Here is a 12,400-nt window from a genome sequence, read left to right as displayed (position 1 = left end):
TCTGCCCAGGCGGATCAGGCGATGGCTTTCAACGGCGCGCGGCTGCTCGGTGCTGCCTCGGGCTTGCCGAACAGGAAGCCCTGCATCTGCGCCGGATGGCTTGCATGAAGGATCGCAAGCTGTTCTTGCGTCTCGACCCCTTCGGCAATTACCGGCAGGTTGAGCGTCGACGCCATCTCGATGACATTCTCAAACAGCGCCCTGATGGTGGGATCGACGCCGATGCCGGCAAGGAAGCGTCTATCGATTTTCAGCTTGTCGAACGGAAAATCGCGGAGGTTGCTGAGCGAGGAATAACCGGTCCCGAAGTCGTCCAGGACGATCCGGATCCCCATCGAGCGCAGCTGACCGAGCGTGGAAAGGACGGCAGCCCGATCGTGAAACAGCGCCGACTCGGTGATCTCAAGCTCCAGGCGGTCAGGCTGCAGTCCGGTTTTCGCAAGAATTTGCGAGAACTGCTCCACCAGGTTCGGCATCAGAAACTGAACCGGCGAGATGTTGACCGCGATCGTCAGCGGGGTTTTCCACGAGGCTGCTTCGCTGCAAGCTTCTTCCAGGACCCAGATCCCGATGGGGATGATGCAGCCGGTTTCTTCGGCGACAGTGATGAAGTCTGCCGGTGCAAGGATGCCTCTGCTTGCATGACGCCATCGCAACAATGCCTCGTAACCGCACGGCTCTTGCGAGGATGTATCAACGATCCTCTGGTAGACGAGGAACAGATCACCTTTGCCGAGTGCGTGCCGCAGATCATGCTCGAGCTGCCGCTTGGCATGCAATTCAATGTCCATCGCCTGCTCGAACGTGCAGGCTCTGCCGCGGCCGCCGCTCTTGGCCCGGTAAAGCGCCATGTCGGCATTGTTTCTGAGGCGCCGATCGGTAACGCCGTGCTCCGGGTACAAGGCAATGCCGATGCTGGCGCCGAATCCCGAAGAGGTTGCGAGATCTGCGAACTCGCCGGCGAAAGCCTTCAGCAGATCGGCCGACAACGCTTCCGTCTGTTGGCGGGACGTATTTGCGAGGATGATGCAGAATTCGTCTCCGCCCATGCGAGCGATCGTGACATGCGGTGGCAAGGTGCGGACCAAGACCTGCGCAACCCGCTGAAGAACTGCGTCCCCCTCGGCATGGCCGAACGTGTCGTTGACGAGTTTGAAACGGTCCAGATCGAGGGCAAGAAGCGCCAGCCCGCTTGGTGTTTCTGCAGCGCCGGCAATCGCCATCTCGAAACGCCGGTCAAACTCGCGACGGTTCGCGAGGCCGGTCAATGGGTCATGGCGCGCCATATGCTCGATCCTGCGGCTCGCCTCATGGCGCTCGGTCAGATCGCGTACGGCTATGACCTGGCACTCGCGCCCACGATATTCGATCGTTCGAGCAAGGATCTCGACCGGAATCCTGTCCTGGCCCTCTCGGAACACGGCGCCTTGGCAGGTGTCGATGCCAAGGCGTCTTTCGATCGCAAGCACCGCCTCGACCGGTTGCCCTTTCAGAAGCGCAGCTGCCTTACCGGCCATCGCCGCGAATTTCTCGTTGAGATCGATGACGACATTCTCCTGGGCAATGACGAGCCCCTCGAACGAGGCGTTCGCCAGCCCGCGCAGATCGGTCAAATGACGGTCAAGAAACAGGGCTGCGGCGGCTCCGAGCAGGATCAATGTCGAGATGATCGATACAGCGATGGCGATGGCGATCCGATCGACCGATGACAAATCGGCATGGACGGGCTCGGCGGAAGGGGTGATCTGGACACCGCTCATCGACACGGTATGCAGGCTGCAGATCGCCAGGACGATACACGCCGCGCTGGCGAAAATGTAGGAACGGCTGCCTGCGCTCCGCCGTAGGACGGCAACCGCAACCATGCCGAACACGATTGCCAACATACACGCAACGATCGATTTATCTACGGCGAGTGAGACCATGCTGAAAGGCGTGATCGCGAGCAGCCCCACGAAGTGCATCGCCGCAATGGCAATGCCGACCAAGACGCCACCAGACGCCTGGACAAGCCGGCTAGCATTCATGAAAGCGATTTCAACCGCTACCGCAAACAGAACGACGGCGGCGATAATCGACAGAACGATCAGAGGGCCGTCGTAGCCGATGGGCACCGGACCGGCATAGGCCAGCATCGCGATAAAATGGGTTGCCCAGGTGCTGGCGCCGAGAACGACGGCAGCGGCGATGAGCCAGTAGTGGTGGTGGTGCCGCACGCATTCCTGCGCACGCGTCAGCATGAAGACTGCCGTCAGGCTGCCGAAGCAGCAGATCGCCAGGGCAACGAAAAGCAACGTCCAGTCATGCTGGTCGGCGATACATGAAAGCACAGTGAACATGGCATCTCCCGAAGGTGGGGGGAGGGTGCCAAAGCGGACCTAACGAAATCATATAGGCATCATTAAAATGCAACTAATCCATGCATAAACCACAACGAAAAGACGAGAAAAAGCGTCACCTGGCAAGCCGCGAATAAAGGTGGCCACAAACCGCAGCTTCGGCCGAAGCAAGCCGACCTCTGACAAAGTGGTATTCAGGAGCTCCCCAGCGGGAGTGAACGCTTTGGCGTCTGCCAATGACGGACCGGAAATGACGCGGTACCGCGCCGCGACAAGGTTGTATATTCCGAAGGCTGCCAATCCGGCGGCAACCGCGATCCCCTAAGTTCCATAAGACAGATTACGCCACATTGTGATGTAGGAGGGTACATTCTATTTAGTAATGCGACAGTTGGGCCAGTTAGAGATGCGACAGTCTCGCCTCTTGATATGCTGGTCAATGTCAACTTACTGCTCGGCCTCATGCTGCAGGCTTATGACCATGCCGGTGCAGCCGGTCTGCTTTCGCTGAAGCGATCGCGGCCATGCAATCGTCGCCATAGCGAGAATCTTCGCAGCGCGGCGCATGTGTGCTTGAGTTGAGCGAGCGCCAGGTTTGCCGACTGCTGAACCGTATCGGCACTGGCGGCGCGGCGTCGGTGCGGCACAAGGCGATCGGCCGGCCGTCGAACAGCCGGATCAGCGACGGCGTTCGGGGTTATGCGGTAACGCTAGGATTTCGAGCCCCAGCAATATTCCGCGACCGAGATATTTCAGAATGGGGGCGATCAGGCTGGCGACGCCGCCTGCTTCACTGCCGATGTCCATAGTGGTGTCCTTTTCGATTCGACGGATCAATATCGAAAGGGCTGTCGGGTTTCAGGACTCGGCACCTGCGCTGCTTGCAAAGAGCGCGACCGTGGCAATTACCGCAGGCAGGCTGAACGCCGCTGCGGGAGCGTACATGTAACCGACAGCGCCGACACCGCAGCCGAGGGCGAAGGTCGCGACGGCAGCTGCCATCTTTTTAACCCGTGCTTTCGCTGTCACGACTTCGTCGGCTTTCGGATCGGCCAGAATGTCCGCGAGATCGAGCATGATCTGCGTCGTCGTGCCGGTCATCAGCGTGGAAGGCGGCGCTTTCGACAGATGCGCCTTGTGAAGCCCATTCTGAATAGCCATCGCCGAAACCAGGGCCATGCCGACCGCCAGTGTGACGGCCCCTTCTTCAGCCCGAAACGGGCCATGAAAGAGTGCGTAGGCAGCAACTCCCACAAACAGCAGCAGCTTGACGACAAGCATTGGCCGGATGGGTGAGCGATCCCGACTTTGAAGTTTCAGGCAGACCAGACGTGATACAAAAACGACCAGACAAAACATCGGTAGTGCCAGGAGTTTTGACAATGCTCCGTCCAGACCGTGCGCCAACGTGGCACCTAGCGTCACGAAGTTTCCAGTGACATGGGCGGTGAACAGCCCGGAAAGCGACAGGAAGCCGAGTGTGTCGACATAGCCGCCATTAAAGCTCAGGAGTGTGGGAAGGGAAGGAAGTTTCATGATCGTGACCTCGACTGATGCTGTTGCCGCAATTTCGTGTCTCGCACGGCACCTGAGTTTTGCCGCTGATCGTCGGCTCTCGCAATTGCATCAATTGTTTCGAATTCATTGCGCCAGGCGACATAATGGAAAGGGCGGCCGAAGCCGCCCTGCCCTTTGCGTTTTCGTTATGCGGCATCAGGCCGATTGATGGTCAAGAAGTGACGGACGACGGGCTTCTCCGGGCCGACGTGGTAGGTCAGAACTTTGCCCTGAAGGTCGGCGTCTGCATTGGAAACCCGCCGGTGCTGGCGAAGGTGTTCGGCCCAGGATTCCACCATGAACCACTCGACGATCTTCTCCGGGTCAGCCGAGTCTTCGGTAACGCCCCAGCCATATGCTCCATCGCGGCGACGCTCCTTGGACAGATAATCGATTGCGTGCAGGAACGCACTGCGGTGCTGCTTCTCGACCTTGTACTCGATCAGGATCAGAACCGGACCACGGTCATGGGCGATCGGCTCGGCGACAAGCGGTTCGGGCCAGTGGTTGGACGGCACCATGTCGGCATCGCCTGCAGGAAGCTTCACGCGATGCATGATGAAACCGGCAACGAGAAGACCAGCCGCTCCAATGAGCAAGGTAGACTGGATGCCAACAGCTTCGCCGACAGCACCCCAGCCGAGGCTTCCGGCAGTCATCGCACCATTGAATACGGTCAGGTAGACGGCAAGACCACGACCGCGCACCCAGTTGGGTAGAACAGCCTGCGCTGCGCCGTTGAGCGTGGTCAGGGCGGTGATCCATGCGCCCCCGAGGAACATAAGAACGATGATGGCGACGATCTTCGGCGGGGCAAGCGACAGGACACCCAAGACGACTGCGGTGATCAGTGCTGCGCCAAGAAGCAGACCGTCCGAGCTCAGGCGTTCGCGCAGCCTCGGCATGACCAAGGCTCCACCGATCGCACCAGCTCCGACCGCACCAAGCAGGATGCCGTAGAAGCTGGCATCCCCACCGAGCAGTTGCCGGGCGACGAGCGGGAGGAGCGCCCAGACGGCGCTGGCGAAGGCGAAGAAGATGGCGGCCCGCAGGAGGACGACATGCATCGGTCTGCTGGAGCGGGTGTAGCGAAGTCCGGCGCGGAAGGCACCGAAGAAGTTCTCCTGAAGCGCGTCGTTTGCATCCTTCGCCCGTGGCCACCAGACCAGAGCTGCGATCACCACGATGTAGCTTGCGACATCCGCGCCATAGGTGATCCCGGCTCCAAAGGCTGCGAGAAGCAGGCCGCCCGCAGCAGGCCCGATGGAGCGGGCGATATTGATGCCGAGCGAGTTGAGCGCCACTGCGCTCTTCACGTCCTCACGCTTCACCAGTTCCGGAACGATCGCCTGCCAGGTCGGCCCCACCAACGCGGCGCCAATGCCGCCGAGGAAGGTCAGGCCGATCAGCGCGCTGACCGAAAGCATGCCTGTCTGGGACAGAACCACCAGGGATATACTGACGGATGCCAGCAGGAGCTGGACAGCGATCAGGAACTTGCGGCGATCGAGGATGTCGGTGAGAACGCCTGCCGGGATGGCAAGCAGGAAGATCGGCAGGGTTCCGGCCGCCTGAACCATGGCGACTGCGGCGGGCGATGCGGACAGATCCGTCATCAGCCAGGAGCTGGCGACGTCGCGCATGAAACTTCCGGTGTTGCCAACGACGGTGGCGATCCACAGAACAGCGAAGACTGGCTGTGCGAGGGGCCCGAAGGTTCCCCCGGATGATTTTGCGGCACTCATTTGCCTGCTCCCTTGGTGAGGTCAAATGCTGCAACGAAGACGAATGCGCCTGCGAGGCCCAGGTGCTCGAAGAAGGCGTTGGCCGCCATCATACGGTCCATGCCCGGGGCCATTTCCCAGAAGCGGAGCGCGATGAAGGTCGCGAGAAGCGTGAAGCCAGCCAGCGCCAGGGCGCCTGTCCAGCGCAGGAAGCCCGAGACCACCATGGCGGAAGCCGTGAGTTCGAAGACGATGACGGCGACTGCGAAGAAGGCCGCTGGATGGAGGCCGAAATGATCCATCTCGGCCAATGCGCCGTTGAAATCGAAGATCTTGGTGAGCGGTCCCTGGATATAGGCGGCGCAGAGCGCCAGCAGCGACACCGTTCGCGTGACAGGAGAGCCGACGACGCGGGCCAGACTGCTCCGAACTGGATTCGACATATGTGATTGGTTGGTCATATCTGCTCCCTGCAGGTTCGCCGGTCTGAACGAGCGGCTGCGTTTGATGGAGCGATATTGGCTGGTTACCGCCCTGCCAACAATTGCAGCAATCGTTTCGATTCAATTGCGGTTTTTGAAATTATGAAATGGATTGCTCGGGCGGCGGCGTGGCCGCCCAAGCGTGAAGCCGAGATCAGACTGCCCAGCAGGAGCAGCCGAGAGCGCCGAAGAATCCCTTGAGGTCGGCGATCGGAAGTTTGGACGTCCAAGCACCGGCATGATCATGCCCATGCACGCCGCAATCGCTGGCACATCCGCATGTGGAGATTGCCGTGCGGCGTAACGAACGGGCACCGGCACCTTCCGGCTCGCCCCAGGCGGCATAGCCGCCGAATTTGCGGACAGGAGACCAGTCGGGCATCGCGGGCGGGATGTCGTTCTCGTCGAGCGTCTTGAAGTCGCCCGCGCCGTAGACGATCTTGCCACCGACCATGGTCAGCTCCGAAACGAGGAACGAGATTTCGTCCTCGGCGCAGGAGAAGAAGTCCTTGTCCGGCACGACCAGATCAGCGAACTGGCCCTTTTCGATACGGCCCTTCTTGCCCTCTTCGTTCGAGAACCAGGTGACCATTTCGGTCCACATGCGAAGCGCCGTCTCGCGATCAAGGCAGTTGGCACGCGGGTAGAGTTGCATTCCGCCAACTGTCTTGCCGGTCACCATCCACGAGAGCGAGACCCACGGATTGTAGGAGGCGACACGGGTGGCATCCGTACCTGCCGAGACATTCACGCCCTTGTCGAGCATGCGCTTGATCGGCGGCGTGGCTTCCGCCACGCCATGGCCGTAGCGCTCGACGAAATATTCGCCCTGATAGGCCATGCGATGCTGAGTGGCGATGCCGCCGCCAAGTGCCGCAATGCGGTCGATCGACCGTTCCGATATGGTCTCCGCGTGATCGAAGAACCAGTTGAGGCCTTTGAGCGGGATGTCCCTGTTGACCTTCTCGAACACGTCGAGCGAGCGGGAGATGGTCTCGTCATAGGTGGCGTGCATGCGCCACGGCCAACGGTTTTCGGCAAGAACCCGGACCACCGCTTCCAGCTCGCCTTCCATCTCCGGAGCCATTTCAGGACGTGGCTGTCGAAAATCCTCGAAATCGGCGGCGGAGAAGACAAGCATTTCGCCGGCACCGTTGTGACGGAAATAGTCGTTGCCCTGCTTGTATTTGACCGACTGCGTCCAGTTCAGAAAATCCTGCTTTTCTTCCTTCGGTTTCTGCGTGAAGAGATTGTAGGCCAGACGAACCGTCATCTGGTTCTCGTCCGACAGCTTCTGGATGACCTCGTAATCGTCCGGATAGTTCTGGAAGCCGCCGCCCGCGTCGATCACTCCGGTCACGCCAAGGCGGTTCAGTTCGCGCATAAAGTGGCGGGTCGAGTTTACCTGATAGTCCAGAGGAAGCTTCGGCCCCTTGGCGAGCGTCGAGTAGAGAATGCCTGCATTCGGCTTGGCCAGCAGCATGCCAGTCGGATTGCCATTGGCATCACGGGTGATTTCACCACCCGGCGGGTTCGGCGTATCGCGGGTGTAGCCGACGGCGCGCAGGGCCGCGCCATTCAGGAGTGCCCGATCGTATAGATGCAACAGGAAGACCGGGGTATCGGGAGCGATCGCATTGATCTCCTCGATCGTCGGCAGACGCTTTTCGGCGAACTGATGTTCGGTGAACCCGCCGACAACGCGCACCCATTGCGGCGCGGGCGTGATCGCCACCTGGCGCTTCAGCATGTCCATGGCATCTGCGAGCGAGCGCACGCCGTCCCAGCGCAGTTCCATGTTGTAGTTCAGGCCACCGCGAATAACGTGGGTATGGTTGTCAATCAGGCCCGGCAGGACGCGCTTGCCCTTGAGGTCGACGATCCTGGTGTCGGGGCCAGCCAACACCATGATCTCGCTGTCGGATCCGACCTCCAAGAACAGCCCGTCCTTGATGGCGATCGCCGTCGCGTTCGGATTGGTCCGGTCAAGTGTGGTGATGCGGCCGTTGTGAAGGATCAGGTCGGGATGCATGGTGTCTACTCGGGTCTGGTTGGGATCGGCGGCTTTCGCCGGTGAGAAGAGGTTCGAAAACGCCAGGCTTGATGCTCCTCCAAGGAAGGTTCGCCGCGTCGTCATCAGCTCCGCTCCTCTACTTGGCCGTCTGCGCGATGAGCAACGTCGATACGATCGCCGCCCTTGGGTAGGTGACCGAACATGTGCGGCTTGATCTGATGAAGCCACGAGACGGCTACCGGCTCCTTGCTCCACAAGGTCTTTGCGAGCGGTATGATCTGTTCGCCGACAAGAATTCCGAGAAGGCCGACTAGAGCGATGACCGGCGGTGCGGGTGAGCGGACGTTGAGCAGGCTGTAGACGATGCCGACAAGCAGGCCTGCACCGAGCGACAGGAGATAGATTTTCATGGGATGTCCTCCAGAATGACGGAAAGACCGCCCCGACGGGGTTATCGGAGCGGGCCGAGCAGGCCTTACTTGGCGGGGTTCGGGCCGATGCGCTTGCCGTGGGCGACGCGTTCGGCGGCCTTGTGGACGTGGGTGTAGGCATAGTCGATGCCCATGCCATAGGCGCCGGAGTGTTCCTTCACAAGCGTGGTGACCGCGTCGTAGGTCTCCTTGCGGGCCCAGTCGCGCTGCCACTCGAGCAGAACCTGCTGCCAGGTGACCGGGATCACGCCTGCCTGCACCATGCGATCCATCGCGTATTTGTGTGCGTCGGACGAAGTGCCGCCCGAAGCGTCGGCGACCATGTAGATCTCGTATTCCGGAACGTCGTGGAGGGCGGAGAGTGCGAAGGTCGTGTTGCAGACTTCCGTCCAGAGCCCCGAGACGACGATCTTCTTGCGTGCGTTGGCGGCATTCTTCGCCAGCGCGTCACGGACGTTCTGGTCGTCCCAGGAGTTCATAGAGGTCCGCTCGAGAATATCGTTCTCCGGGTAGACGGCGAGCAGTTCCGGAAAAGTATTGCCCGAGAAGGATTCGGTTTCGACCGTGGTGATCGTGGTGGGGACGTTGAAGATCTTGGCGGCCTTGGCAAGGCCGACGACATTGTTCTTCAGTGTCTGGCGATCAATCGACTGCACACCGAACGCCATCTGCGGCTGCTGGTCGATGAAGATGAGCTGGCTGTTTGCCGGGGTCAGGACTTCGAGCTTGGACATAGTCAATTCCTCTTCGGTTGTTTGGACCGCCTGTGCGGTGTCAGAATGGGCAGCAGCATCGGATGCCGCGGCACGACGCTCGTTCTGCAATCCTTGGAGTGTTGCGGGTTCCCTTTGAGAGCCGCTCACTCGTTGTCTTGGCTGCTGAATAGAAATCTATTGCGTCGGCTCTCGACACGGAATTGCAATATTACTTGCGAATGAATTACACATTTCGCAACAATGGACATCAAGCCTCAGCTTCCGCCGTTCCGTAGTGGGGAAGCGCCCGCCGCTCGCCCGATCAGGGGAGTCGGAACCACGCCTGGAATCTGGCGCCGAAACGCCTGGGCCGCTCCAGCGCGCGCGGCCAGATTTGCCTGTCTTTCGTTCCATGGATCTGACTATTCGACAAGACCTGCGGCGAACTTCGCGCGAGAAACTATCCTAATATGACCCGACGCGCCACAACGGTGGATTGAGCGGAAATTTGCAAACCAGCGGCTCGGGAAGTCTGTTCGACCTCCACGCCCTCTTCATAAGAGTTCATTGTGAGGGAGCATCGGCGGTCGCCAACAATATGGGCGAATGGGTCCAGGCGGGCAGTGCACGCACTCTCGTGACGAGGCCTCTTCGGGAAGCCGAGATGACAATGGCCTATGTCGCCAGAGGTTACACCGAGCGGGATCCTGCCGTGGTCATATCCGGCCGACGACGCGTTTCTCATCGTGCTCCATCTGATCGAGTCGAGCATTCCGACATATGGCAGAACAGACCGCCCTCTCCTCCGAAGATCTTATCCCAAAGGATCCGTCTGTCTCATAAGTCTGCGCAGGGCGCGGCAATCGCCGTCCGCGGAAAGTTCGAAGCATTCGTCATACATCTCCCGCGGAAGCATCTGACCGAACTCGCGGATCAGACAGGTGAGGGCTGAATGATCTGGCTGTCTGTCGCGGCATGGATGATCCTACGGTGCGGGATATCGGCGCTGCCCTCCTGCCCCTGATCGGTCAGGATGGCGCGGACCGCTCTCTCGTCGCGCATATCGCCCTCGCCCTCAACGCCCACATAGCTCATCGCTGCGGGCGTTCGCGCAGGACGCACTGAAGCGCCGCGATTCAGGGATCCGCGACGCTTCAAGTTCTTCGTCACATGACGATCAATGCTGGGCATCAGGCCGCCAGCGGCACGAGGTTGGCCTGGATCTCATCCCGGAATTCCTCGTATCGGCTCGGGAGCTTGAGTGCTTCGCCGAGATGCGCGGTGTCCTCGTCTCGGTTGAAGCCCGGCTCGTTCGTGGCAACCTCGAACAGAACGCCACCCGGCGTGCGGAAGTAGATCGCCCAGAAATAGTCGCGGTCGATGACGGGCGTGACCTGATATCCGGTATCCATCAGCGCCTTGCGCACCTCAAGCTGCTTCTCGCGGTTGTCGACCGCAAACGCGATATGGTGGACCGAACCCGCACCCTGACGGGCAAAAGGCGTCTTCGGCAGTGCTGCAAGATCGATCGTGTCCGCTCCGTTTCCGTTTGGAATGATGAAGCGAGTCACATCGCCCTCCTTTTCGGCGCGTTGGTAGCCCATGAAGCCGAGCAGTTCTTCAGTCGCTGCGATATCGTGCAGGCTGAAGCGAGCGCCGGCGAAACCGCGGATGGCAGCATCGCTAGGGATACCGTCGCCCAGCCATGGGGCGCGGGTATCGTCGGCGGACTCGATAAGCGCAAGGCTGTCGCCATCCGGTCCCATGAAACGAAGACGGTTGGCACCAAAGACGGTGTCCGTTTCCAGCCCGTCGACACCTTGAGCGGTGAAGCGATCCTGCCAGAACTTCAGCGAACCCTTCGGCACGGAGAACTGCGTTTCACCGACCTCGCCCACGCCTGGACGCCCCAGCATCATGTTCTGGAACGGGAAGTAGGTCATGACCGTCCCGGCTGAGCCGTTCTCGTCGCCGTAATACAGATGATAGACGCTTGGGTCGTCAAAGTTGACTGTCTGCTTGACGCGGCGCAGGCCCAACGTGTCGGTGAAGAAGCGGTTGTTCTGCCGCGCATCCGATGCCATCGAGGTCACGTGATGCAGTCCCTTGATATCCTTGATCATGTCGATGCCTTTCAATGGGCGTTGATGTTCGTGTGTTGATATGAATGTAGGCCGGTTGATCGCCGCCGAGAATTGCAATATTCCTTGTGATTGAATTGCAATTTTTGAAACAATGATATGAACGATTACAAAGCTCTCCGAACCTTCCTCCTCGCCGCCGAGAAGCGGAATTTCGCCCAGGTAGCCCGCGAACTGGACATGACACCCGCAGCCGTCACGCGTGCCATCGCCGCGCTCGAGGCAGAACTCGGCGTTCAGCTCTTTGTGCGCACTACGAGGCAGGTTTCCCTCACGACCGATGGCGCGATCTTTGCCGCGCAGATCCAGCCTGCGGTGAAGACGCTCGAAGACGCACGGCGCGAGGTGATGAACACTCACAAGGCTGACGAAGGGCGGCTCCGGATCAGCGCGCCGACATGGTTCGGAAAGGCAGTGCTGCCGCCGATCCTTTCAGGATTCAAGGAACGATATCCAAAGATGAGCTTCGAGATCTCGCTGTCCGATGGATTGGTGAACATTGTCGATGACGACTACGACCTGGCGATCCGCATCTCATCCCAACCATCGGACAAGTTCACGATCTGGCGCAAGATCCGTGCCGTTCCTCGGATACTCATCGCGGCGCCCGGGAGTCGGTTCGCCGAAATGCAGCACCCGAACGAACTGACACCTGACGACTGCCTCGCCTATAGCGGTGAGAGCCGGCGCGAGAACTGGGTGCTGTCGGATGGTGGATCCAGCATGACGATTTCGGCAGGTCGGGCCTTCAGCGCCAACAGTGGCGAGGTTCTGGCGGACATGGCCGCCGACGGTGTGGGCGTTGCCATGCTACCGGGGTTCAATATTGCCGACCACATCCGCAGCGGTCGTCTTGTCCATGTCTTCAAGGGATGGGCTCCGCCCGACCTGTGGTTGACGCTCTACTACCCGCCATATCAGGCCCTGCCGCCCCGGATCGCATCCTTCTCGAAGTTCTTCGAAGAGCAAGTCCCGGCGCACATGGTCATGCTGGATTGACGTTCAGTTAGGACGACG

Annotated in this window: 11 protein-coding genes and 1 pseudogene; 2 read left to right on the top strand and 10 right to left on the bottom strand. The window is 60.1% G+C overall.

Annotated elements, in window-relative coordinates:
• Positions 1-14: 14 nt before the first annotated feature.
• The gene (locus HJB83_RS11695) at positions 15-2,339 is read right to left on the bottom strand and encodes an EAL domain-containing protein (protein WP_221131910.1); all 2,325 of its coding nucleotides are present in this window, start codon (positions 2,337-2,339) and stop codon (positions 15-17) included.
• A gap of 563 nt (positions 2,340-2,902) precedes the next feature.
• On the opposite strand from HJB83_RS11695, the pseudogene HJB83_RS11690 reads away from it, so the two are divergent.
• Positions 2,903-3,052, top strand: a pseudogene (locus HJB83_RS11690) (helix-turn-helix domain-containing protein); the annotation flags it as partial.
• Here HJB83_RS11690 and HJB83_RS34065 read toward each other — a convergent pair.
• From HJB83_RS34065 to HJB83_RS11650, 9 genes are all read right to left on the bottom strand, one after another.
• A complete protein-coding gene (locus HJB83_RS34065) occupies positions 3,018-3,146 on the bottom strand; it encodes a hypothetical protein (RefSeq protein ID WP_259669622.1) in 129 nt (42 codons plus the stop codon). The pseudogene HJB83_RS11690 and the gene HJB83_RS34065 overlap by 35 nt on opposite strands.
• A gap of 51 nt (positions 3,147-3,197) precedes the next feature.
• Complete coding sequence (locus tag HJB83_RS11685) at positions 3,198-3,875, bottom strand: YoaK family protein (protein WP_207585254.1); 678 nt, start codon at positions 3,873-3,875, stop codon at positions 3,198-3,200.
• A 167-nt stretch (positions 3,876-4,042) separates the two neighbouring features.
• The gene (locus tag HJB83_RS11680) at positions 4,043-5,641 is read right to left on the bottom strand and encodes an MFS transporter (RefSeq protein ID WP_221131909.1); all 1,599 of its coding nucleotides are present in this window, start codon (positions 5,639-5,641) and stop codon (positions 4,043-4,045) included.
• Positions 5,638-6,081, bottom strand: coding sequence for a DoxX family protein (locus HJB83_RS11675; protein ID WP_221131908.1), 444 nt, complete (start codon positions 6,079-6,081; stop codon positions 5,638-5,640). Before HJB83_RS11675 ends, HJB83_RS11680 begins: the two co-directional genes overlap by 4 nt.
• A 175-nt stretch (positions 6,082-6,256) precedes the next feature.
• On the bottom strand, positions 6,257-8,239 hold the full coding sequence (locus HJB83_RS11670; RefSeq protein ID WP_221131907.1) for an amidohydrolase: 1,983 nt from the start codon (positions 8,237-8,239) through the stop codon (positions 6,257-6,259).
• The gene (locus tag HJB83_RS11665) at positions 8,239-8,526 is read right to left on the bottom strand and encodes a XapX domain-containing protein (RefSeq protein ID WP_207585250.1); all 288 of its coding nucleotides are present in this window, start codon (positions 8,524-8,526) and stop codon (positions 8,239-8,241) included. Before HJB83_RS11665 ends, HJB83_RS11670 begins: the two co-directional genes overlap by 1 nt.
• Positions 8,527-8,591: 65 nt before the next feature.
• Entirely contained in the window at positions 8,592-9,281 is a 690-nt protein-coding gene (locus HJB83_RS11660; RefSeq protein ID WP_207585249.1) for a hydrolase, read from the bottom strand.
• An 894-nt stretch (positions 9,282-10,175) separates the two neighbouring features.
• Entirely contained in the window at positions 10,176-10,337 is a 162-nt protein-coding gene (locus HJB83_RS11655) for a hypothetical protein (RefSeq protein WP_221159554.1), read from the bottom strand.
• A gap of 95 nt (positions 10,338-10,432) precedes the next feature.
• Complete coding sequence (locus tag HJB83_RS11650; protein ID WP_207585248.1) at positions 10,433-11,365, bottom strand: VOC family protein; 933 nt, start codon at positions 11,363-11,365, stop codon at positions 10,433-10,435.
• A gap of 117 nt (positions 11,366-11,482) precedes the next feature.
• Between HJB83_RS11650 and HJB83_RS11645 the strand changes: the two genes are divergently transcribed.
• The gene (locus HJB83_RS11645) at positions 11,483-12,382 is read left to right on the top strand and encodes a LysR family transcriptional regulator (RefSeq protein WP_207585247.1); all 900 of its coding nucleotides are present in this window, start codon (positions 11,483-11,485) and stop codon (positions 12,380-12,382) included.
• The last annotated feature ends 18 nt before the right edge of the window (positions 12,383-12,400 follow it).

This window comes from Rhizobium sp. NZLR11, from assembly GCF_019685115.1.
Taxonomy (GTDB): Bacteria; Pseudomonadota; Alphaproteobacteria; order Rhizobiales; family Rhizobiaceae; genus Rhizobium.
This window is presented reverse-complemented; position numbering and strand designations above follow the sequence as displayed.

What these genes read in the sequence shown, in the direction of transcription:
- HJB83_RS11670 (WP_221131907.1), bottom strand. Translation starts at nt 8,239, where the DNA reads ATGACGACGCGGCGAACCTTCCTTGGAGGAGCATCAAGCCTGGCGTTT.
- HJB83_RS11645 (WP_207585247.1), top strand. Translation starts at nt 11,483, where the DNA reads ATGAACGATTACAAAGCTCTCCGAACCTTCCTCCTCGCCGCCGAGAAG.
- HJB83_RS11665 (WP_207585250.1), bottom strand. Translation starts at nt 8,526, where the DNA reads ATGAAAATCTATCTCCTGTCGCTCGGTGCAGGCCTGCTTGTCGGCATC.
- HJB83_RS11675 (WP_221131908.1), bottom strand. Translation starts at nt 6,081, where the DNA reads ATGACCAACCAATCACATATGTCGAATCCAGTTCGGAGCAGTCTGGCC.
- HJB83_RS11695 (WP_221131910.1), bottom strand. Translation starts at nt 2,339, where the DNA reads ATGTTCACTGTGCTTTCATGTATCGCCGACCAGCATGACTGGACGTTG.
- HJB83_RS34065 (WP_259669622.1), bottom strand. Translation starts at nt 3,146, where the DNA reads ATGGACATCGGCAGTGAAGCAGGCGGCGTCGCCAGCCTGATCGCCCCC.
- HJB83_RS11685 (WP_207585254.1), bottom strand. Translation starts at nt 3,875, where the DNA reads ATGAAACTTCCTTCCCTTCCCACACTCCTGAGCTTTAATGGCGGCTAT.
- HJB83_RS11680 (WP_221131909.1), bottom strand. Translation starts at nt 5,641, where the DNA reads ATGAGTGCCGCAAAATCATCCGGGGGAACCTTCGGGCCCCTCGCACAG.
- HJB83_RS11660 (WP_207585249.1), bottom strand. Translation starts at nt 9,281, where the DNA reads ATGTCCAAGCTCGAAGTCCTGACCCCGGCAAACAGCCAGCTCATCTTC.
- HJB83_RS11655 (WP_221159554.1), bottom strand. Translation starts at nt 10,337, where the DNA reads ATGAGCTATGTGGGCGTTGAGGGCGAGGGCGATATGCGCGACGAGAGA.
- HJB83_RS11650 (WP_207585248.1), bottom strand. Translation starts at nt 11,365, where the DNA reads ATGATCAAGGATATCAAGGGACTGCATCACGTGACCTCGATGGCATCG.